Annotated in this window: 19 protein-coding genes; 11 read left to right on the plus strand and 8 right to left on the minus strand. The window is 66.4% G+C overall.

Translation table 11 applies throughout. From position 1 onward, the window contains the following. Positions 1–32: 32 nt before the first annotated feature. Both NKH51_RS04295 and NKH51_RS04300 read left to right on the plus strand, forming a co-directional pair. Positions 33–1,163, plus strand: coding sequence for a sensor histidine kinase (locus tag NKH51_RS04295; protein ID WP_254764018.1), 1,131 nt, complete (start codon positions 33–35; stop codon positions 1,161–1,163). An 86-nt stretch (positions 1,164–1,249) separates the two neighbouring features. Beyond that, entirely contained in the window at positions 1,250–1,945 is a 696-nt protein-coding gene (locus NKH51_RS04300) for a DUF6517 family protein (RefSeq protein WP_254764019.1), read from the plus strand. A 21-nt stretch (positions 1,946–1,966) separates the two neighbouring features. On the opposite strand, the gene NKH51_RS04305 is transcribed toward NKH51_RS04300, so the two are convergent. The 4 genes from NKH51_RS04305 to NKH51_RS04320 all read right to left on the minus strand — a co-directional run bounded on the left by NKH51_RS04305 (position 1,967) and on the right by NKH51_RS04320 (position 4,830). Then, a complete protein-coding gene (locus NKH51_RS04305) occupies positions 1,967–3,001 on the minus strand; it encodes a presenilin family intramembrane aspartyl protease PSH (RefSeq protein ID WP_254764020.1) in 1,035 nt (344 codons plus the stop codon). Positions 3,002–3,103: 102 nt separating this feature from the next. Beyond that, complete coding sequence (locus NKH51_RS04310) at positions 3,104–3,373, minus strand: H/ACA ribonucleoprotein complex subunit GAR1 (RefSeq protein ID WP_254764021.1); 270 nt, start codon at positions 3,371–3,373, stop codon at positions 3,104–3,106. 1 nt (position 3,374) lies between these two features. Then, on the minus strand, positions 3,375–3,656 hold the full coding sequence (gene srp19, locus NKH51_RS04315) for a signal recognition particle subunit SRP19 (RefSeq protein ID WP_254764022.1): 282 nt from the start codon (positions 3,654–3,656) through the stop codon (positions 3,375–3,377). Positions 3,657–3,750: 94 nt separating this feature from the next. Next, positions 3,751–4,830 (minus strand): PGF-CTERM-anchored ABC transporter substrate-binding protein, encoded by a 1,080-nt coding sequence (locus NKH51_RS04320; protein ID WP_254764023.1) that lies wholly within the window; start codon positions 4,828–4,830, stop codon positions 3,751–3,753. A 59-nt stretch (positions 4,831–4,889) separates the two neighbouring features. Here NKH51_RS04320 and btuC point away from each other — a divergent pair, with 59 nt between their 5' ends. The 4 genes from btuC to NKH51_RS04340 all read left to right on the plus strand — a co-directional run bounded on the left by btuC (position 4,890) and on the right by NKH51_RS04340 (position 10,149). Next, positions 4,890–5,987 (plus strand): vitamin B12 ABC transporter permease BtuC, encoded by a 1,098-nt coding sequence (btuC, locus tag NKH51_RS04325; protein ID WP_254764024.1) that lies wholly within the window; start codon positions 4,890–4,892, stop codon positions 5,985–5,987. Then, complete coding sequence (locus NKH51_RS04330) at positions 5,984–7,327, plus strand: heme ABC transporter ATP-binding protein (RefSeq protein ID WP_254764025.1); 1,344 nt, start codon at positions 5,984–5,986, stop codon at positions 7,325–7,327. The genes btuC and NKH51_RS04330 overlap by 4 nt, the downstream gene beginning before the upstream one ends. Positions 7,328–7,435: 108 nt before the next feature. Next, positions 7,436–9,304, plus strand: a complete 1,869-nt coding sequence (gene gatE / locus NKH51_RS04335) for a Glu-tRNA(Gln) amidotransferase subunit GatE (RefSeq protein ID WP_254764026.1) — start codon at positions 7,436–7,438, stop codon at positions 9,302–9,304. A 182-nt stretch (positions 9,305–9,486) separates the two neighbouring features. Beyond that, entirely contained in the window at positions 9,487–10,149 is a 663-nt protein-coding gene (locus tag NKH51_RS04340) for an HTH domain-containing protein (RefSeq protein WP_254764027.1), read from the plus strand. 64 nt (positions 10,150–10,213) lie between these two features. On the opposite strand, the gene NKH51_RS04345 is transcribed toward NKH51_RS04340, so the two are convergent. Beyond that, positions 10,214–11,248, minus strand: a complete 1,035-nt coding sequence (locus NKH51_RS04345; protein ID WP_254764028.1) for a hypothetical protein — start codon at positions 11,246–11,248, stop codon at positions 10,214–10,216. 122 nt (positions 11,249–11,370) lie between these two features. Beyond that, positions 11,371–12,153, minus strand: coding sequence for an RNA methyltransferase (locus tag NKH51_RS04350; RefSeq protein ID WP_254764029.1), 783 nt, complete (start codon positions 12,151–12,153; stop codon positions 11,371–11,373). Between the two features lie 841 nt (positions 12,154–12,994). Here NKH51_RS04350 and NKH51_RS04355 point away from each other — a divergent pair. From NKH51_RS04355 to NKH51_RS04370, 4 genes are all read left to right on the plus strand, one after another. Next, a complete protein-coding gene (locus NKH51_RS04355; protein WP_254764030.1) occupies positions 12,995–14,224 on the plus strand; it encodes a Cdc6/Cdc18 family protein in 1,230 nt (409 codons plus the stop codon). 211 nt (positions 14,225–14,435) lie between these two features. Next, positions 14,436–15,656 (plus strand): AMP-binding protein, encoded by a 1,221-nt coding sequence (locus NKH51_RS04360; RefSeq protein ID WP_254764031.1) that lies wholly within the window; start codon positions 14,436–14,438, stop codon positions 15,654–15,656. A gap of 50 nt (positions 15,657–15,706) precedes the next feature. After that, positions 15,707–16,900, plus strand: a complete 1,194-nt coding sequence (gene folP / locus NKH51_RS04365; protein WP_254764032.1) for a dihydropteroate synthase — start codon at positions 15,707–15,709, stop codon at positions 16,898–16,900. 263 nt (positions 16,901–17,163) lie between these two features. Continuing rightward, the gene (locus NKH51_RS04370) at positions 17,164–17,865 is read left to right on the plus strand and encodes a 6-hydroxymethylpterin diphosphokinase MptE-like protein (protein ID WP_254764033.1); all 702 of its coding nucleotides are present in this window, start codon (positions 17,164–17,166) and stop codon (positions 17,863–17,865) included. Positions 17,866–17,928: 63 nt separating this feature from the next. Here NKH51_RS04370 and NKH51_RS04375 read toward each other — a convergent pair whose 3' ends face one another. After that, complete coding sequence (locus NKH51_RS04375) at positions 17,929–18,117, minus strand: hypothetical protein (RefSeq protein ID WP_254764034.1); 189 nt, start codon at positions 18,115–18,117, stop codon at positions 17,929–17,931. Between the two features lie 308 nt (positions 18,118–18,425). Between NKH51_RS04375 and NKH51_RS04380 the strand changes: the two genes are divergently transcribed. Then, complete coding sequence (locus tag NKH51_RS04380) at positions 18,426–18,866, plus strand: hypothetical protein (protein ID WP_254764035.1); 441 nt, start codon at positions 18,426–18,428, stop codon at positions 18,864–18,866. A 66-nt stretch (positions 18,867–18,932) separates the two neighbouring features. Here the strand turns inward: NKH51_RS04380 and NKH51_RS04385 are convergent, their stop codons facing one another. Next, positions 18,933–20,090 (minus strand): tubulin/FtsZ family protein, encoded by a 1,158-nt coding sequence (locus tag NKH51_RS04385; protein WP_254764036.1) that lies wholly within the window; start codon positions 20,088–20,090, stop codon positions 18,933–18,935. Positions 20,091–20,263: the final 173 nt, after the last annotated feature.

Here is a 20,263-nt window from a genome sequence, read left to right on the forward strand (position 1 = left end):
CGTTCAAGTGGGTGGCGCTCCACTATCTTGCAATGACTGATTCCGACTCGTTCGTCACCGCGGGATTCGACGCCATGCCCGCACACGTGGCGATCCTCGACGAATCCGGGACGATCGTCTACACGAACGAGTCGTGGGACACGTTCGGAGACACGCAAGGGCTACCCGAAACGACCGGCGGCGTCGGGAGTAACTACCTCGATGTCTGCGACGCTAGCGACGACGAAGAGGCCCCGGAGACGGCACGCGGCATCCGCGCGGTCGCGGCCGGCGAGCGCGACGAGTTCTCGCTCGAGTACCCCTGTCACACGCCCGAGCGCGAGCGCTGGTTCATGATGCGGGCGACGCCGTACGAGCACGACGGCGGGCGATTCGTCCTCGTCATGCACGTCGACATCACCGAACGGCACCGGCTCGAGCAGCAAAATCGCGACCAGGCCGAGCGCATGGAGGGGTTCGCGAAACTCCTCTCTCACGACCTGCGCAACCCGCTGGCGGTCGCGCTGGCCCAGGCCGAGATGCTCGAACTGGACGACGATATCGACCTCGATCGCACCGACGGCGAGCGTAGCGATCTGCGCTCGTCGCTCGAGCGGATGGAGTCGATCATCGAGGACGCGCTGGTGCTCGTCTCGACCGACCGCGTCGAGAAGACCGAGCCGCTCCCGCTCGCGAACGCGGTCGATACCGCGTGGGCACACGTCCGGACGGATGCGGCGACGGTGTCGGTGGTCGACGACATCGTGATTCGCGCGGACCCGACGCTCGTGAGCCACCTCTTCGAGAATCTCTTCCGAAACGCGATCGAACACGCGGGCGAGGACAGCCACATCGAGATCGGAGCGCTCGAGGGACCGGCGGCGGCCGATGCGTCGGGCGAACGTACAGCGGAAGCGGACTCACTCGAGCGGCCGGTCACCGATGGGTCGGGTGACCGGGGAGTAGCCGACGGGTTCTACATCGAGGACGACGGCCCCGGCATTCCGGCCGACGAGCGCGAGCAGGTGTTCGAGTCCGGCTATTCGTCGGATGGCGGCTCCGGGTTCGGGCTGGCGATCGTTCGCGAAGTCGTCGACGCACACGGCTGGTCGATCGAGGCGACGGCCGGTCGCGACGGCGGCGCTCGGTTCGAAATTCAGGGCGTGTCGACGCTCGACGCCTGAGGTCGACGTGCCAGTCGGACGGAGAGTCATCAGGAAGTGAGGACCACCGCGGCGCTTATTTCCTCGAGTCTGGTCGGCGTCGATGAATGAATCGACGCCTGTTCATCGGCGCGCTCGGGGCCAGCGCGGTCGGCACAGTGGCGGGTTGTCTCAGCGCCGGGGACTCGCGGACGATTTCGGCGACGCCGGCACGGGTCTCCGCGGACGCGGCTGCAACGGCCGGCTACGAGTATCAGGGGACCAGAGAGCGAGTCGAGACGGAACGGGTCGGCAGCGAGGACGTGGAGGTGACGAGTTACGTCAGCGTCTACGACCGAGCGATGGAGTTACCGACCGCGGAGTTCGGCGAAGACGCGGTGAAAGCGGGCGTGTTCGCCGTGCTTGCCGCGCCGCAGGTCACCGTCGGCGACGAGACGATCAACCCGATCAGCGACCGCTCGAGACGGGAACTCGCCAACCGAATCCAGCGCCACTACGACGGGTTCGAGATCGATCGGGCCGTCGGCGGCCGAGCGATCCAGGCGCTGGGCCAGCGCTTTTCGTTCCAATCGTACGAGGGAACCGCGGCCCTGCAGGGCGAAGCCGAGATCGCCGTCCGCCTCGATATCGCCCAGCGTCAGCACGAGGACGACTACGACGTCATCGCCGCCATCTACCCCGTCGAGGACCTGCTCGAGGGCGGGTCGGAGCAGGAGCGGATCGACACCCTCGTGCGGGGCCTCGAGCAGTACGACGACATCGAGGTCGAGATCGTCGAGAGCGGCAGTGACGGCGGCGACTAGAAAACGTGGCCGATTTTTGCTTCAGAGGCCGATCGCGGTGGCGATCGAGAGCCCGCTCGCGAGCGCGCCGAGCAGGTAGCCGGCGATCGCGCCCCCGTTGAGCAGCGGCAGGCCGGCGTGGGCGCGCCCCTCGAGGACCATGCGCATGAGAATCAGGAGGCCGACGATCGTCCCGACCAGCGCGCCGAGCGCGGGCAGATTCACCGCGAGCAGCGGGACCGCGAGCGTCTCGACCTCGAGGAACGAGGCCGCGCTGGCGACGAGCACCGTCGGGATGACGGCGTCGCCCAGCCCGATGAACAGGGCGTCGCGCTCGAAGGCGTCCGAACTCGAGTCCGCCGTCTCCGACGCCGGCGTGTCGGCCGCGTCGTCGGCATCGCTCGCGGGTGCCTCGGGCGGCTGACCGCCGTCGTTCTCGAGGACGTCCTCGGTGCTGCCGGCCGCCAGATAGGAGTACGAGAGCGTCGTCGGGACGACGAAGACGACGGGGATCTTGAGGTCCATCACGCCCTCGGCGAGGTCGAGCATGTGTTCGGTGCCGTAGACGCTGATGGCGTCGTAGACGGCCAGAACCGAGAGCAACAGCAGGGCCGGCAGGAGGCCGAAGCTGATCCCGAACAGCGCGGCGGCACCGGCTCCCATCAACACCCCGGCACCGTCGATGACGTACCACTCGGGATAGAGCAAGAGCGCGGCCCCGACGGCGAGCGAGGCGGCGATGGCGAGCCCGCTTGCGACCCCCTCAGAGGCGACCGGCGAGACCAGCGGCGGCACGAGTTCGGCGAAGACGTACCACGAGATCATCACGCTGACGCCGACGAGTAAGAGCCTGATCAGCGAATCGAGGTCGTACTTGAACGCCGCGAGCATGAGCCCGGTCGCGACGAGCATGACGCCGACGTAGAGGATGCTGTTGGTCGGATTCTGTGGATTCTCGACGGCCTGCCGGCCGGATTCGTCGAACGGCTCGACCAGCGCCAGCGAACCGAGCTGGACGCCGAGAAACAGCAGTACCGTCAGCCCCACGGCGGCGAGGACCCGAGTCCGATCGTTCATAGCGCGGCGTTTGCACCCCGCTCCTATTGGTTTTTCCACTCCGGCTCCGGTGCGAAGCTTTCGGCCATCGTTGCGCGGATTTCAGTGCGGTCGGAAACAGCGCTACCGCGCGTACAGCGTCGCCCCGACCAGCGACGGCAGGTGTACGTCGTCGTCCGGCGTTACTGCCAGATAGGGCTGTGAGACGGGGCCGAACACGTCGACGACGCGGCCCACCTCCTCGAGGGAGTCGTCTACCACCATCGTCCCGATCTCGTCGCGGTGTGCGTCGATCTCGCCCGCGCCGTTGGTGCCGTCTGCGTCGTCTACTTCGTCCGCGCGTAAGACGGCGAGCCCCTGAGCGGTGCGGACGACCGCGCCGACCCGACGCATTTCACTCGCGCATCGCGACGACGTACGCCGCGACGGCTTGCACGAGGTCGTTCTTCGAGGAGTCGTCGGCCCCGCGGACGACGACCCGGCCGCGGTCTGCCCAGGACTCCCGCGAGTAGGCCTTGTCCCGCTCGATCGTGGCGTCGTACCCGATCTGTTGGACGGCCTTCGCGATCTCGTCGACCGTCGGCTCTTCGACCGCCAGATCCTGCGACACGCGTCGTCCCTCGGCCCTCGAGAGGGTCGCATCGAGATAGGCGGGCCAGATGACGTTCTCGACCATGCGCTTTCCTGAGTGGTCAGGCGAGTAAACGCTTTTCAAAGCGAGACGGCGCATCGAACGTAGCGGGAAGAGGAGAGACGGTGGCGATTGTGAGTTATCGTCGGCGCGTGACGAATCCAGCGGTGGCCAGCAGGGCGACGGCGGCGGCGGGGACGCCGAATCCGGGGATAGCGCTCTCGCCACTGCTCTCGTCGTCGGTCGATTCGTTATCGCTCTCGGTACCGTTTCCGGCGGATACCTCGAGTTCGGCCTCCGCTTCCGCGTAGGCCTCGGGGTGGACGGTCTCGACGATGCTCACGACCGCGCTGACGACCTGCGGCGCGGGCTGGCTGATGTGGTTTGCGTTCACCGCGATGGTGTTGTCGTTCTGGTAGGCGGCCGTCGCCTGCACCGATTCGTGGATCGGCGGGCTCTCCCTGTCGTCCGGGTAGATGATCCAGTCGGGGTTCTCGTTGACGACCGTTTCGGGGTTGACCTGGCCGTAGGACTCGATACCCACCTCGGCGGCCATGTTTTCGACGCCGGCGGTCGTCAGCACCTCGTCGATGAACGTCCCCGATCCGGCGGTGTAGCCGTCGCCCATCGCGTAGTACGCCGTCGGGCGGTCCACGTTTTCGAGCGTCCGTTCGACGATCGCGAGTTGTTCGTTCATCCAGTCGACGGTCTCTTCGGCACCGTCGCACTCGCCGGTGAGTTTCCCGGTGGTTCGGACGTTTTCTTTGACGTCCTCGAGCGATTCGGCTCTCTCGAACTTGTAGACGGTGAGCCCGGCGCTACGAAGTTGCTCGATGTCCTCGTCGCTCGTTATGCTCGCCGCCAGCACGAGGTCGGGCTCGAGGGAGATTACCTGCTCGTGATTGATCTCGAAGCCGTTCCCGACGTTCGCGCGGTCGCCGCGCTCGAGGTTTCCGGTCGCGCTGCTGTAGGCCATTCCCGTCAGATTTCCTTCGGCCCCGATTTCGAAGACCGTCTGGGCGTCGCTGGCCTGGAGCGCCACGATCGAGTCGGGTCGCTCCTCGAGCGTGATCGTCTCGCCCGTGGCGTCAGTCATTTCGAGCGGGAACTCGCACTCGACGGTCGATTCGGACTCCGCGTTCGACTGCCCGGCTGCGGCGGGCGCGAACGCGGAGACGATAAGCAGTACGGCCAGTAGTACGGGTACGTGTCGTCGCATCGCTATCACCTCTCCGCTACTTCAACAAATATTTGCCTACTGCAAGGCTGGTTGTTCGTATGAACCGATCGGTCCGAACGGCGGCGTGGTCGACGGGGCTGTTCGTCCTGCTCGTCGCCGTCGTCCTCACCAGTGCGGCACTTGGACCGGTCAGGATCGACCTCGTGACCGTCGCGATGGCGATGTTGAACGCGATCGTCGTCCCTTCGGGCGTAACCGTCGGCAGCGCATCGCTTCCCGTCCTCGGCGTTCCCGTTCCGATTCCCGTCCTCGAGTACGCGCCCCTATTCTCGTTCGATGTCCCGGCGACGCGCCAGATCATCGTCGAGGATATTCGGCTTCCCCGGATCATACTCGCGGCGACGGTCGGGCTCGCACTCGCGGCTGCGGGAACGGTGATGCAGGGGTTCTTCCGGAATCCGCTGGCGGATCCGTCGATCATCGGGGTCTCCTCGGGTGCGGCCGCGGGCGCGGTCGCCGCGATCGCGTTTCCGGCGGTGCTTCCGTTCGGGAGCCTCCACCTCTGGGCGTTCGCCGGCGCGCTCGCGACGGCGTTTCTCGTCTACGCCATCGCGACCGACGGCGGGCGGACACCGGTCGCGACGCTTCTGCTCGCCGGCGTCGCGGTGCAGGCCTTCCTCGGCGCGCTGATCTCGTACATGCTCGTTCACAGCGGCGACTCGCTCAGACAGGCCGTCTACTGGATGATGGGGCATCTCAACAACAGCCAGTGGAGCGACGTGAAGTTCGCCCTGCCGATCACGCTGCTCGGGCTCCTCGTCCTCTGTACGTACCGTCGGGAACTGAACGTCCTCCTGCTCGGCGAGGAGGACGCCCACCACCTCGGCGTCGAGGTCGAACGGACCAAACTGCTCCTCTTGGCGCTCGCGAGTATCGTCACCGCCGCCGGCGTCGCGGTCGCAGGCGTCATCGGTTTCGTCGGCCTCGTCGTGCCACACATCATGCGGCTCATCGTCGGCCCGGACCACAGAATCCTGCTGCCGACCAGCGCGCTAGCGGGCGCGTCTTTCCTCGTGGCGACCGATACGCTTGCTCGGTCGGGACCGGCCGTCGTTCCGGTCGGCATCATCACAGCAGCGCTCGGTGCCCCCTTCTTCCTGTTTCTTCTCATCCGCCGGGAGGTGCACTCGCTGTGAGCGAACCCGATCACCCCGGGGACGAGTCGAACGCCGATTCCGACCCCGATCCGGCGACGGTGTCCGTCGCCGACTGCTCGATCGCCTTCGGCGATCTCGAGGTACTCGAGAACATCTCGCTCACGGTCGATCCCGGCGAGTTCGTCGGGCTCGTCGGGCCCAACGGGGCGGGGAAAACGACCCTGCTCCGGCTCATCAGCGGGGCGCTCGAGCCCGATTCGGGAACGGTGACGATCGACGACGTGGACGTACACGGCGTCTCCTCGCGGCGCTCGAGCCGGCTCGTCTCGGTCGTGCCCCAGGATACGACGCTGTCGTTTTCGTTTCCCGTCCGCGACGTGGTCGAGATGGGGCGACATCCGCACCGCTCGCGGTTCTCGTCGGCCACGACCGAGGACCGGGAGGCAGTCGAGAACGCCTTAGAGCGGACCCAAATCGCCGAGCTGGCCGACCGAGCGATCGACGAGGTCAGCGGCGGCCAGCGCCAGCGGGTGGTCCTCGCGCGGGCGATCGCCCAGTCGACGCCGGTCATGCTGCTCGACGAGCCCACAGCGAGCCTCGACGTGAACCATCAGGTCGAGACGCTCGAGTTGGTCCGCGAACTGGTCGACGAGGGGCGGACCGTGGTCGCGGCGATCCACGACCTCGATCTGGCGGCACGCTACTGCGATCGGCTCGTGATGCTCTCTGACGGGCGAATCGCCGAGGACGGCGCGCCGTCGACGGTGCTCACGAGCGAAACGCTCGCTGACTCGTTCGACGCGAACGCGGTGGTCACGCCGAACCCCGTGACCGGCTCCGAAACGGTGACCGCGCTGGCGGCCGCCCGCGAGTGCGAGCCCGAATCGGTGCCGGATCGCGTCCACGTGCTCGGCACCGGAGCCGCGGCCGCCGGCGTCGTCGCGCGCCTCGAAGCCGCGGGCGTCGAGGTGACGCTCGGCCCGGTCTCGAGCGGCGACGCGGCGGCCGAGGCGGCCCGGTCGCTCGAGATCGACGCGATCGAGACAGAGCCGTTCGCACACCTCTCGTCGGACGAACGGGCCGCGGGCGCGCGGTTCGTCCGGGAGTCCGACGTGACGGTGCTGGCTGACTTCGTCGTCGGGGCCGGCAATCAGACGATGCTCGATACGCTCGAGGCGGCGGACGCGCTGGTGATCGTCGAGACGCGGCCGCTCGGTGAGCGCAACTTCGCGGGAACGGCAGCCGAAACCCGATACAACGCGTGTCGGACGCGAGCGGTGGCGGCGACGCCGGAGACGATACTCGAGGCGGTCGCTGAAGCCGACGCGAACCGATCGCGCTCGCGGTCGTCGATCGACTCGATCGACGCCGACGACTGAACGGATGCAGTGGAGCGTGGCCGATGGGGCTCGACGCGTTCACACCGCAGGCCCGTCGCCGAGCCGGACTGGACGGTTTTTTACCCCTCCGCCTCCGAGTGGCCGCCAATGACCGAGTACGACTACGAGGACCTCGGACTCGTCGCCGGGCTGGAGATCCACCAGCAACTCGACACGGCGACGAAGCTGTTCTGCCAGTGTCCGACCGAGCTTCGCGAGCCCGAGGAGTCGGTGCGTTCGTTCACCCGGTACCTCCACCCGACCCGGAGCGAACTGGGCGAACTCGACGATGCCGCCGTCGAGGAGAGCATGGTCGAGCGGGAGTTCGAGTACCTCGCCTACGACACGACCTGTCTCGTCGAGGAAGACGACGAGCCGCCCCACGAACTCGACGGCGAGGCCCTCGAGACGGCCCTCGAGGTCGCCCAGCTGATGGACATGAGCCCCGTCGATCAGGCCCACGTGATGCGCAAGATCGTCGTCGACGGCTCGAACACGACGGGCTTCCAGCGCTCGTCGCTGATCGCCACCGACGGCGAGATTGAGACGAGCGACGGCCCGGTCGGGATCGAGGATCTGCTCTTGGAGGAGGAGAGCGCCCAGCGCGTCGCGGAGACCGACGCCGGAGTACGCTACAGCCTCGATCGACTGGGGATTCCGCTGGTCGAGATCGGCACCAGTCCCGACATCTCGACGCCCGAACAGGCGCTCGAGGCGGCCGAGCGCATCGGGATGCTCCTGCGCTCGACGGGCAAGGTCAAGCGCGGTCTGGGGACGATTCGCCAGGACGTCAACGTCTCCATCGCGGAGGGCGCGCGCGTCGAGATCAAGGGCGTCCAGAGCTTAGACGACATCGACGACATCGTCCGCAACGAGGTGGCCCGGCAGGTCGCGCTGGTCGAGATCCGGGACGAACTCGCCGAGCGCGAGGCCTCGGTCGGCGACGTACAGGACGTGACCGGCGTCTTCGAAGGCACCGACAGCGGCGTCATCGGCGGAGCGCTCAGTTCCGGCGGCTCCGTGATGGCCGTTCCGCTGTACGGTTTCGACGGGCTCGTGGGCCGGGAGATCGCCCCTGACCGACGGCTCGGGACCGAGTTTTCGGATCACGCGAAGCGCCACGGTGCGGGCGGGATCTTCCACACCGACGAACTGCCGGCCTACGGGGTCACGGAGGACGAAGTCGCGGCGCTTCGGGACGCAGTCGGGGCGGGGTCCGAAGACGCCGTCGCCATCGTCGCCGCCGATACCGAGGTCGCCGAGACGGCGATCGACGCCGTGGCCGAGCGCGCGGGAACCGCGCTCGAGGGCGTCCCCGAGGAGACCCGCGGCGCGAACGACGACGGGACGACCCGATACCTGCGACCGCTGCCCGGCGCGGCGCGGATGTACCCCGAGACCGACGTGCCGCCGGTCGAGCCGGACCCGAGCGAGGTGCCGGAACCCGAACTGCTGACCGAGAAGGTCGAGCGCTATCAGGACGAACACGGTCTCGGCGAGGGGCTGGCCGAGCAGGTCGCCTACGGCGAGTACATGCCGCTGTTCGAGGACGTGGTCGCGGAGGGTATCGATCCGACGCTCGCGGCGTCGACCCTCGAGTCGACGCTGACCGAACTCCGACGCGACGACGTGCCGGTCGAGAACCTGACCCGTACGCACCTCGAGGACGTCTTCGCGATGGCCGAGGACGGCGACCTCCCCAACGAGGGCGTACCGGACTTGCTGACGGCGCTGGCCGCGGACCCAGGCCGGTCGGCCGAGGAAGCCGCCGAGGCGGAAGGACTCGGTGGCGCCGACGAAGCGGCGGTCCGCGAGGCCGTCGTCGAGGTCGTCGAGCGAAACGAAGCACAGGTCGCAGACGAGGGCATGCAGGCCTTCTCGGGGCTCATGGGCGAGTGCATGGGCGCGCTACGCGGGAAAGCCGACGGCGACCTCGTGAGCGAACTCCTGCGCGAGGAGATTCAGAAACGTACCTGAACGCCGCGGCTCGAGCGTCGCCTCGATCCAGGCTGATCACTGCCTTCGATCATCGGTCGTGGTTCGAACCACCCGAAGGCGGTTTGGGTTCCGTGAGAGACTGTCACCCTCATTGGATGGATGTCGATATCTGCGCCGTCGAAAACCTTTATCACCACAAACGTTGGCCCATTACGTGACCAATGACTGAGACGCTCGATACCGAAACAGCGACGCTTACAGCGGTCTGTCACGTGCGCGCACCGCTGTTGTTAGAGCCCGTCGACCAGCAGATCGAGACCCTGCAGGCCTGCGAGGACGAGGGCGCGGTCGACGACCTGTTGTTGCGGAGTTGGCCAAAGGAGGTTGCGCTCTCAGACGAGAGCCCCTACCAAGAGGTCATCGACCAGTACGAACGATTCGCGGCGTGGGCCGACGAGCGCGGCGTGAGCGTCCGTCCGCCGTTCCGCGAGCGCTCGACCACGTCGCAGGTGACCGGGACGACGCGAGAGCGACTCGTGACGCCGCTGCTGTGTCTCGAGCTCTACGCCGACGACGAGTTGCTCGGCGTCTTCCCCCACTCGAACGAGGCGACCGACGAGACGTACACGACCGACGACGCGATCGCCACGCTGCGGACGGGCGAGGTGCCGATCCCGCTCGGTTCGGTCGAGGAGACCGACGTCGACGAGCCGTCGACGCCCAACACCTGTCCGGACTGCGGTGGCGCGCTGATCGACGGTCAGGGGCTCTTCGCGTGCAGCGACTGTGGGTGGCTCGGGACCGTCACCGGGTCCGGCCGATACGAGTCCCGACCGGAGACGGCGGTCGACGAGCCCGAAGCGTCGCAACCGAACCCTCAGTAACCCCACCCCCTGGGCCGACACCCCCTGGGCCGAACACACGATTCGTTCTCCGCCGATCGAGGCGTTACTCCGTGGCGAAGCTTCCGCCGTACGTCGCGTCGACGCTGATCGTCGAGCCGTCGCCATCGAACGCCAGCGTATCGGCGTCAGCGTCCGCTCCGAGCGAGGACTCGAGGCGGGTGCGATCGACCAGATCCGCGCTGCTGTAGGTGACGACGGCGTTCGCCGTCGCGGTACCCCCCGAGACGCCGAGCTGCTGGTGGACGCCGCGTGCGCCCTCGAACGCGCCGAAGTCGAACTGGAGCCCGTCGCTGTCGCTCGCCTGCTCGCTCGAGAGAGTCTCCGACGCGAACTGGTCACTGGCGGTGTATAGACAGCAGGCGATGCCGCCGTTCTCGCCGGCGCGAAGGAGCCGCTCGAAGCCGTCGTCGGTCTCGTGTTTGGGCTGTCGGTCGCCAGTAGCCGTCGCGACCGTGCGCTCTACCGCACCGAGCGGGTCGAACGTCGAATCGCTGCCGTTGGGATACGAGTAGGCGACCACGTCGTCCGCGACGCCGACGACCTGGTCGCTGCCGCCGGCAGCGTAAACCGCGTACGCGTCCCCTTCGGACTCGAGGGTGTAGCCCTCGCTCTCGAGGTCGCTTGCGAGCGCATCGCGGTCGTAGGAACCGACGAGGGCGTAGACGCCGTCGGCGTAGACGAACTGCTCCTCTCCGTTCGCCGTCACGTTGTTGCTGGTGTATGCCTCGAACGCGGCCGAGGAGCCGAGCAATTGGAGGCCGAACGCGGCCAGCAACGCGACGACGACGGGGTTGCCAACGAGCGGGTCAGTTGGCTCCTGACCCGACTCGGCCCCCTCGTCTTGTAACAGCGTGTTCATCGTTTCGACATCGATCGCGCCGTAGAAGTACGACGAGCGCTCGGTCGCCGGCAGCATCGAGGCGTACGACGGGAGTTCACCATCGAGCGAATCGCTCGGGCTGTTCGAATCGTCCCCGTCGCCAGGTTCGGTTTCGTCTGACGAGTTCGAACAACCCGCCAGGAAGGCCATTCCTGCACCCAGCATTCCCAGCGCTTTTCGTCGTCGAAGGTCGGTCATCCCGTGTTGCTGGTGACTACGGCTATATTACCATGATGGCCGTCGTGATAGCGGCCGGACAGGCGATGCACCCGTGGACCCAGTAGGAACCGCGAGAGTGACACCGAAGCGACTGGCGGCCGTCACTTCTCGGCCGGCCGTTCGGTCGCCCGCCGGAGTAGCCCCAACAGCGTGTTCGCCTCGCGTTCGGTCAGGTCGGCCCGGCCGAACACCCGGCGGAGCATCCGCATCGTCTTCTCTCGCTTCTCTTCGGGATGGTTGATCTCCGCGAGGAGGTCGGCCCACTGGTCGTAGAGCCGGTCGATCGTCGGTTCGTCGGCGCGTACCCGCTCGAGGTCGGGCAACTGCGTCTCGTCGCCGAGGGCGAGCTCGCGGAGCTCGTAGAGGGTGACGGTGGCTGCCTGCCCGAGGTTGAGGACGGGGTACTCTGCGTTGGCCGGGATCGAACAGATCTCGTCGATTCGGGCGAGTTCCTCGTTCGTCAGCCCCACGCGCTCGCGGCCGAAGACGAGCGCGGTCGGGGCCTCGACGGTCGGCAACCGGTCGGCGAGGTCTGCGGGTGTCGAGTACGGAAAGCGCATGTGGCTGCGGTCGTCCTCGTTCGTCACCGCCGTACAGCCGATCGTGTGGTAGCTCTCGACGAGGTGGTCGAACGCGATCTCGTCGGCGTTCGGGAGCACGTCCTCTCGAGCGTGCCCCGCGTATCCGTACGCCTCGCCGTCGGGATCGAGTTCTGGGGGATCGACGAGCAGCAAGTCGTCGAATCCGAAGTTCTTCATCGCACGCGCGATGGTCCCGACGTTGCCCGGTGACTGTGCGTCGACGACGGCGACGGCCGGCGGCGTTCGCCTGCTATCGCGTTCGGGACCGGATGGCTCGTCGGCGGTATCGGAACCGTCGGTCATCGGTACTCGCGGCAGGCGACTCCAGAGAGCGAAGGAACGGTGTCGGGACGTTCGGTTCCGAGGGCGACGGGAACGGACCCGCGGGAGGCTGCGACAGGTGAGGTCATAGCGGGAGTTCCGAACGGGAACACAAAAAGAAGTCCGGTCGTCGACCCGATGTTCCGTTTCAGCCTCGTTCCATCCTCATCTCGTTCTCATTCTCTGTTCTTCTTGTTCCGTTCCTTCCTAGCTAGAACTAGAAGTCTAGAACGAAAGACAGTCGAATCTGGGCACGACTGGCATCTCGTGCCTATCTATTCGATGTGGACCGGCTGAGAGAGGGGGACACACCCCCCTCGCGTTTGTAAGGCCGATTATGGGTGGAGGGTCTGTTCGGGAACACACCTGTGTCGCGGATGAAAATAGTCGGGGCAACAGGCGTTTGTGACGGGATATCAGCCGATCGGCCTCACCCACCACCCTTCATTTTCCGTTACAAACGCGAGGGGGGTGTGTGTCCTCCGCCGGATGGGGCCGCCGAATCGGGTTCCGTTCGGAGTTTCCGAACGTTCTCGGCGATTTCCGTGGTCGAAGAAACCCAAACCATCCGCAACGCGTCGCGCCTCAGAATCGACGATGGCGCTTTCGTCCCGGATCGAAACGGAAGACACTTACATCCGCGAAGGGGGTGTCCGTCTCGAGTCCCACCGGTCGGCAGTTAGAAGCGCGAGGGCAGCGGGAAAAGCTTTCTTTCGCGACGTTGCCGTCGTCCCGTATTCGAGGCGCTCTGACGGCGTATTTACATCCGCGATCGATCTCCACAGCTTTATTTCAGTTCGGTCGGAAGGGGCGGGGTACCGCAATGTCCGCCAACGACGATCGAGACCCGCTCTTTCGGTACGACGATCCGGTCTTCGCCGACGAGCGCCTGCTCGAGATCACGCACCTGCCCGGTCCGGATCGGATCGTCGGTCGCGACGAGCAGATGCAACGGGTTGCGGACGCCCTGAACCCCGCGATCTTCGGGAGCGAGCCCAACCACCTGTTCATCTTCGGCAAGACCGGTACCGGCAAATCGCTCATCTCGCGGTCGGTCACGCAGCGTGTGATCACCGAAGCCAGACACGACGACGTCACCGTCAAGTATGCGTTCATCGACTGCGGCGAGCAGAACACGGAGGCGTCGATCGTCAAGACGATCGCCCAGATCGTCAACGAACCCGACGCGAGCGGCGTCACCGTCCCCGACCGTGGCCTCGGCACCGGCGACTACTACAAGCGCCTCTGGCAGGCCATCGACCACTGCACCGATGTCACCATCGTCATCTTAGACGAGATCGACATGCTCGAGGACGACGAGGTCCTCCGGAAACTGTCGCGGGCGGGCGAGAACCGCCGCATCTCGGACTCGAGCATCGGCATCATCGGCATCTCGAACAAGATCGACTTTCCGGACCACCTCTCGGAACGCGTCAAGTCGAGCCTCTCGCGGGACGAACTCGTCTTCTCGCCGTACGACGCGAACCAACTCGTCGAGATCTTGGAGAAACGGCGCGACGCCTTCCACGACGGGGTGCTCTCCGACGACGTGATTCCGCTGACGGCCGCCCTCGCAGCGCAGGAACACGGCGACGCGCGCAAGGCGATCGACATCCTCCGGAACGCCGGTCGAATCGCGAAGAAACGAAACGACACGCGGGTCACCGCCGACCACGTCCGCGACGCCAAGGAGAAGACCGAGGCCGACCGGTTCAATGAACTGATCGAGGGCTCGCCACAGCAGGCCAAGGCGATCCTCTACTCGCTGACGCTGCTGACCGAGAACAGCTCGGAGAAGGAGTTCCCGACGAAGATCATCTACAACCAGTACAAGGAGGTCGCCCGCCAACTCGATTTCGACGTGCTCTCGGAACGCCGCGTCCAGGAGATCCTCCAGGAGCAGAACTTCCTCAACGTGATCCAGTCCGAGCGCGAGGGGCGGGGACGCGGCCGCGGCGCGCACGCCAAACACCGCCTGCTCGAGAACCCCTCGATCGTCAAGAAGGTGCTCCTGCGGGATTCGCGGCTGGCGGTGCTCGAGGACGACGAGTAACGGACCGGTCCGTCGCTCCCGTCGCTGCGCTGTCGTCGGGGTCGTAACAGTGGGCCATGACGGTGTCTTGGTCTATTCAATTTTCGTCCGCAGTTTCGGAATCATCGCGGATCGAACGGTACTGACTCTCCTACTAATGCGACGAATGTGGGCCTATTACAATTATAGTAAAGCGTTATAACTCTATAGTCCAATCTACAACCACGAATCAATGACGAACTTCGTAAAGGACCTACAATCGGTGATTATGTCGTCCCCTTCTGCGATAGCGCTCGACTGTGACGATCCACTGACGTACTCGCGGCTCTGGTCCGCGACGGACTCGTTTGCGGGCGGCCTGACGGATCGGGATATCACGGCCGGTGACAGGGTCGCGATTCACGTGGCTGCGCCGCGTCCGTTTCTCATTGCGGCGTACGGGACGCTTCGAGCGGGTTGCGTTCCCGTTACGCTGCCCGCCGGCTACCGGAACGGGGATGTCAGAACCGTCCTGAACGAAACCGACGCGAAGGCGCTCGTAACGGACTCGAGTCCGGTCATGCCGTTGCTCACCAGTAGCAAGGCGTTGCGCGTCGCGATCACCGTCGGTACCGACACGAGGATGGGCGCAGCGTTCTCGTCGTTTCTCGAGAACGATGGCTTGAACGGGTCGAACGCGCGGACTGGAACCAACGTCGTGCGGCGGTCCGACGACGCGGCGGGACTGATCGCGTACCTCGACCGGGCCGGAACCGGGCCGCTCGGTGTCGTTCACACGCACGCCTCGCTCCGCGCGGCTGCGACGGTTGGAAGGTCGCTTCCCGTGGACGACGGGCTCGAGACCCATCTCGGCGCCGTGCCGCTTTCGGACCCGATCGCGTTCACGTACGGTGCGAACGCGACGCTCGCCGACGGTGGCCGGTACGTCCCGGCCGTGAGTTCGGACCCGGAAACGGTCCGGTCTCTGCTCGTGACGACCGACGTCGATCGCGCGTTCGTCACGCCCGAGCTGTACCGGCCCCTTCGAGAGCGCGAGTCGTCGATCGACGATCGGTGTCTCCGCGTCGTGACACCGCTGCCGGACGCAGGCGGTGGCCGAGCTGATCCCAGCGGCGACGCTGTCCGCCTCTTTGGCCGCCCTGAAACGGGCCTCTCGCATGCTACCTCTCCTTCCGATGACGAGACCGGCGAGTTCGGACGACCCCTTTCAGACGTGCGAACGCGGCCCTTCGAGGGACCCGACGGCGACGAACTCGCAGTCGCGGGGCCGACCGTTATGGACGGCTACTTCGATCGCCCGGAGCTGACCGACGAACGGACCGCGACAGTCGACGGGGTGCGGTGGGTCAAAACCGGAATTCCGGCTCGAGCAGGGACCGACGCGGGTGCCATCGAGACTGCCGGGGAGTCGCTTCGAGCTCCCCGATGCAGTGACCGGGTTCCGACGCGATAGCGGTTCGCCGGAACCGCGACGCCTTTTTGCTTCGCTTCCTGAAACCGGGTATGCACAACGTCGACGCCGCCGGCCTGGGGATCGGGGACGACCACCCGCCCCGGATCATGGGCGTGTTGAACGTCAGCGAGGAGTCGCCGTACGATCCCAGCGTCTACGACGACCCCGGCGAGGCGGCCCGGTACGTCGACGAGGAGCTAATCGGCGAGGGGGCCGACATCGTCGACGTGGGCCTCGAGTCGGCTAACAAGCGCTTCGACGTGCTCTCGGCCGAGGAGGAACTCGAGCGACTACATATCGCGCTCGAAACCATCGAGAGCGTCTCCGGCGACGCGGTCTTCTCGATCGAGACGCGCTACGCCGCGGTGGCCGACGAGGCACTTTCACAGGGGTTCGACATGGTCAACGACATCTGTGGCTTTGCCGACCCCGCGATGCCGACCGTCTGCGAGGACCACGACGCCGCGGTCGCGAAGATGGCGAGCCCGCCGGATCTGGAGCGACCGGGGGCCATCGAGGAAACCGACTGGACGAGCCGGAAGTCGGCGGAATGGGCCGCGAACGCGGACTACGTCGATGGGGTCTACGAGGCGTTGAAGCAGAACGGGCTGACCGACAAGACGATCCTCGACCCGGCCTTCGGCGGCTGGAGCGAGGCCCAGACGCTCGAGGACGACCGCGAGACGTTCCGCCGGCTCCGTGAGTTCCGCGCGCTGGGCCGGCCGGTGCTGGTCTCGATCAACCGGAAGAACTTCCTCGGCGAGATCGCGGACCGCGAGACCGACGAGCGACTGCCGGTCAGCCTCGCCGCGACGTCGATGGCCGTCGAGCGCGGCGCACACGTGATCCGGACCCACGACGTGGCCGAGACGCGCGACGCGGCCCTGATCGGGTCGGCCTTTACCGAACGCTCGAGTGCCGCCACGGACGGCGTGTCGATCTCGCAACTCGACGTTCACTCGAGCCGGGAGTTCCGGTCCCACCTTCGGGAGCGCGGCGTCGATCCGTCGTTCGCCGACGACTGGCAGGCCCAGCTTATCGAACTCGAGGGGGTTGACGCCGACGCGGGCGAACGGCTGGCGTCGCTCGCGGCCGAGCACGGCGCGGTCGTCCAGTCCGGCTCCGACAGCCGGCTCCTGTTGATGGGTTCGACGACGGCCGTTTCTGCTTTTGCAGGCCGTTTGTCCGACGAAAACGACACTTTTGGTCCTCTCGGCGAGAAGCTGTCAGGGGTACTGCGTTAAGAGAAAGCTTATGCCGGATGCTTAGAAAAGGGGGAGTGGACGCCGGGCGGCCTCCCGGGTAGGGGTACTTTGGAGGCGACCCCCGGCCCACAACACGGAATTATTGTGACACTACGTCGCCCAGTGGCGACTCGGCGCTGTGTCGCTCCGTCGGTCTCGGCCGTCCGCTCGAGTCGCCGGTAGAAGGCCGGTCGCCCGCCGCGAGACGACGGCCGAATCCGAGACCGAAGGCACAAGCGGATCGCACGCCGAGTACGGCTTACATGGAGTTCGACGAGTGGGAGCCCGTCTACGAAGCGATCCTGCGCGACTTCGGCTACGACCGCGCCGGCGACGAGCGGGGACGCGACCTTCTGGCGTCGTTCCTCGAGTCGTCGTTCGACTCCGCCGATCTCACGGCCGTCCCCGACGCGACCGTCGCCGTGGCGGGTGCCGGCCCGTCGCTCGAGCGCGAACGGGACCTCGAGCGAGCGCGTGAGGCCGACGCCGTCGTCGCCGCGTCGACCGCGGTCGATACCCTCGCGGCACACCGTATCGAGGTCGACTGCATGGTGACGGACCTCGATAAGAACCCCGAAACCGTCACACGGCTCACCGAATCCGGGGTTCCGGTCGCGGTCCACGCCCACGGCGACAACCTCGAGGCGATCCGCGCGGTCGTCCCGAACTGCGACCACCGGTACGTCCTGCCGACGACCCAGGCCGAGCCGACGGCCGCGGTCCGGAATTTCGGTGGCTTCACCGACGGCGATCGTGCGGCGTTCCTCGCCGACCACCTCGGCGCAGCCCGCCTCGCGTTCGTGGGCTGGGACGTCGACGATCCGTCGGTCGATCCGACGAAAGCCCGCAAACTCGAGTGGGCCGAACGGCTCCTCTACTGGCTCGAGTCGCGCCGCGGCGAGCGCTTCGCCGTGCTCGACGGCCGGCGGGATGCGATCGAGACCGGGGCGCTCCCGCTCGAGTAGCGACCTCGCGGAACGACCCCGGCGCCGCTGCGCGTGCTCTCTGGGCCGCTTCGCTCGTTCGACTCAGCGGAGCCGGTACTCGACGATGTCGCTGCCGCCGCAGGCGGGACAGATCGACACCGACTCGAGGGTCGTGCCACAGCGTCGGCACTCCTCGATGACGGTTCGATCGTCGGTCCGGCTCAAGACCGCCGAGAGCGCTTTTCGCATCGTCGAGCGCGCTGTACCGTCCGACTGCTGCTGACCCCTCATGGACGCTCGAACGGCGATACCGGTGTTCGTTATTGTCTCGTTATACGAACCATCAAGAGAGCCGACGGATTTGGGCCGTGGTAACCGATTCCTAGAACGTCCGTTGCGTCCGGCGTTTCTCCCGTGTGGGGCACGCAGCCGGCCGGTCCGCACCGAATCGGGCGTCGTCGACGCCGTCGACCGGGCTGTTGCGATCGAGGCCCGTCGTGAAAGCGGTCCGTTGCGTCCGGCGGCACGTCCGGTCGGGGCGCGACTCACTCGTCGAACTCGAACCAACAGTTAAGACGACCAGATCACCAGAGTAGGACGTGGACCAACGGATCATCGTCACGACGCCGTTTCTCGTCTATCTGGCTCTCTGCGGGCTGTTCGGGCTCGCCCAGTCGACAGTGAACGCGCCGCTGACACAGGGCCAGCCGGCGTTTCTCGCTGTCGTCGGCCTGCTCGGCCCGCTGGTCGGGATCGGCCTGATCTGGGCGCGAAACTACGGCTACGGCTCTCCGGTGTTGGTCTCGACGATGCTCACGACCGCCTGGTTCGTCACGTACTTCTTTTTCGTCCACGATAATCCTGGGAACGTCTTCGCCGTGTCCGGCGACGGCGCGGCCGCGTACCTGACCGCGACGGTCGGCCTGATCGCGTGCTCGCTGTTGACCGCCGCCGGCGGCTGTTGGCTGTGGTACCGCGAGAGTCCAGGCTTTCGATCGGCGATCGAACGGCTCGTGGGGCCGTCGGACGCGAACCAGTGAGATCGGTTCCCGATACTCGACTCGAGTTGGGCGAGCCCGTCGGAACGGAGACGACCGATCCGGGCGTCAGAAGAGCGCGTCGAGTTCGTCGCCGGTGTCCATCAGCGAGGAAAACTCCTCCTCGGCGCTGGCCTGTACCTCCGCGGTCGTCTCCTGAGCCTCGATGGCGACCTGCTGGAGCTGGTCGATTCGCGGCACGTCCGTCACGCCCGAGAGCAGGACGATCATCCCGACCTCGTCGCGGTCCGGAATCGGGTAATCGCCGCCGCGGATCTCCATGCTGCCGGTCTCGTCCTCGAGCCACTGGCGACCGTGTTCGATGCCCTTGCGGCTGAGGTGTTTCGGCGGGCCGGTGGCGACGACGAGCCCGCGGTCGGCGCTGCCGACATCACAGGGGAGGGTGAGCCGGCCGAGGGTTCCCTTGCGGATGAGACTGGTCATTCGGTTGGTGGCGGCGCCCTCGTCGAAGTCGTCGCCGCCGGTCAGCGAGGAGAGGAACCCGTCGTCGGTGTCGACCGTCTCGCTGGCGTAGCCGACCGTCGAGATGCCGTTCGAGAGGGTGTTGATGATCTCCGAGGAGTCGACGACGCTCTCGGCGACGTGGTCACCCTGTCTGACCTCGCCGGCGGCGAACAGGAGGCCGAACCGTTCGACGATCTCCCGGTTGATTCGGTCGTACCCCATCTCGACGGATTCGCCGGCGCTGCGCCAGGCGTCGTTGTCGAAGACGAGCAGGTTGTCGACTTCGTCCACGAACGTCTGGAACGATCGCGCCGCGTTGAGCGTGTAGATGCCGCCCTCGTCCGTGCCGGGGAGGATGCCCAGTCCGTAGACGGGCTGCGTGTAGATCCGCTTCAAGTGTTTCGCGAGAACGGGCGCGCCGCCGGAGCCGGTTCCGCCGCCCATCCCCGCGACGACCAGGAACGCATCGAGCTCGTGAACCGGCACCCGGTCGATTGCGTGTTGGATCTCGTCGATATCCTCTTCGGCGACCTCTGCGCCGAGTTCGTTGTCCGCACCGACGCCGTGACCCTTCACGCGGGCCTGTCCGATGAGGACGCGGTTCTCCCGCGGTACGTGCTCGAGTCCCTTGAGATCCGTCGTCGCCGAGTTGACCGCAATCGCCGCCTCGACGAAGCCGCCGTCGATCCGATCGTCGAACGCCAGGAACTCGTCGACTACCTTCCCACCTGCCTGACCGAAGCCGATAAGTGCGAGTTTCATTGCTATCTCTCGTGGCCGTCCCCCGGCGACCGGGCCCGATCACCGTGGACCGGGCGGATCGACCGGGTTACGAACGGATTCCACGCCCGAACGGTCTCGATGTGAAAACATTGTTATGCTCGTCATATACGGGAACCGACGACAGTCACGCTCTACTTACTGTCTTCTACTCG

Origin of the sequence: Natrinema marinum, from assembly GCF_024296685.1 — an archaeon.
Classification (GTDB): Archaea; Halobacteriota; Halobacteria; order Halobacteriales; family Natrialbaceae; genus Natrinema; species Natrinema marinum.

What these genes read in the sequence shown, in the direction of transcription:
- NKH51_RS04295 (WP_254764018.1), top strand. Translation starts at nt 33, where the DNA reads ATGACTGATTCCGACTCGTTCGTCACCGCGGGATTCGACGCCATGCCC.
- NKH51_RS04300 (WP_254764019.1), top strand. Translation starts at nt 1,250, where the DNA reads ATGAATCGACGCCTGTTCATCGGCGCGCTCGGGGCCAGCGCGGTCGGC.
- NKH51_RS04305 (WP_254764020.1), bottom strand. Translation starts at nt 3,001, where the DNA reads ATGAACGATCGGACTCGGGTCCTCGCCGCCGTGGGGCTGACGGTACTG.
- NKH51_RS04310 (WP_254764021.1), bottom strand. Translation starts at nt 3,373, where the DNA reads ATGCGTCGGGTCGGCGCGGTCGTCCGCACCGCTCAGGGGCTCGCCGTC.
- srp19 (WP_254764022.1), bottom strand. Translation starts at nt 3,656, where the DNA reads ATGGTCGAGAACGTCATCTGGCCCGCCTATCTCGATGCGACCCTCTCG.
- NKH51_RS04320 (WP_254764023.1), bottom strand. Translation starts at nt 4,830, where the DNA reads ATGCGACGACACGTACCCGTACTACTGGCCGTACTGCTTATCGTCTCC.
- btuC (WP_254764024.1), top strand. Translation starts at nt 4,890, where the DNA reads ATGAACCGATCGGTCCGAACGGCGGCGTGGTCGACGGGGCTGTTCGTC.
- gatE (WP_254764026.1), top strand. Translation starts at nt 7,436, where the DNA reads ATGACCGAGTACGACTACGAGGACCTCGGACTCGTCGCCGGGCTGGAG.
- NKH51_RS04340 (WP_254764027.1), top strand. Translation starts at nt 9,487, where the DNA reads ATGACTGAGACGCTCGATACCGAAACAGCGACGCTTACAGCGGTCTGT.
- NKH51_RS04345 (WP_254764028.1), bottom strand. Translation starts at nt 11,248, where the DNA reads ATGACCGACCTTCGACGACGAAAAGCGCTGGGAATGCTGGGTGCAGGA.
- NKH51_RS04350 (WP_254764029.1), bottom strand. Translation starts at nt 12,153, where the DNA reads ATGACCGACGGTTCCGATACCGCCGACGAGCCATCCGGTCCCGAACGC.
- NKH51_RS04355 (WP_254764030.1), top strand. Translation starts at nt 12,995, where the DNA reads ATGTCCGCCAACGACGATCGAGACCCGCTCTTTCGGTACGACGATCCG.
- NKH51_RS04360 (WP_254764031.1), top strand. Translation starts at nt 14,436, where the DNA reads ATGACGAACTTCGTAAAGGACCTACAATCGGTGATTATGTCGTCCCCT.
- folP (WP_254764032.1), top strand. Translation starts at nt 15,707, where the DNA reads ATGCACAACGTCGACGCCGCCGGCCTGGGGATCGGGGACGACCACCCG.
- NKH51_RS04370 (WP_254764033.1), top strand. Translation starts at nt 17,164, where the DNA reads ATGGAGTTCGACGAGTGGGAGCCCGTCTACGAAGCGATCCTGCGCGAC.
- NKH51_RS04375 (WP_254764034.1), bottom strand. Translation starts at nt 18,117, where the DNA reads ATGAGGGGTCAGCAGCAGTCGGACGGTACAGCGCGCTCGACGATGCGA.
- NKH51_RS04385 (WP_254764036.1), bottom strand. Translation starts at nt 20,090, where the DNA reads ATGAAACTCGCACTTATCGGCTTCGGTCAGGCAGGTGGGAAGGTAGTC.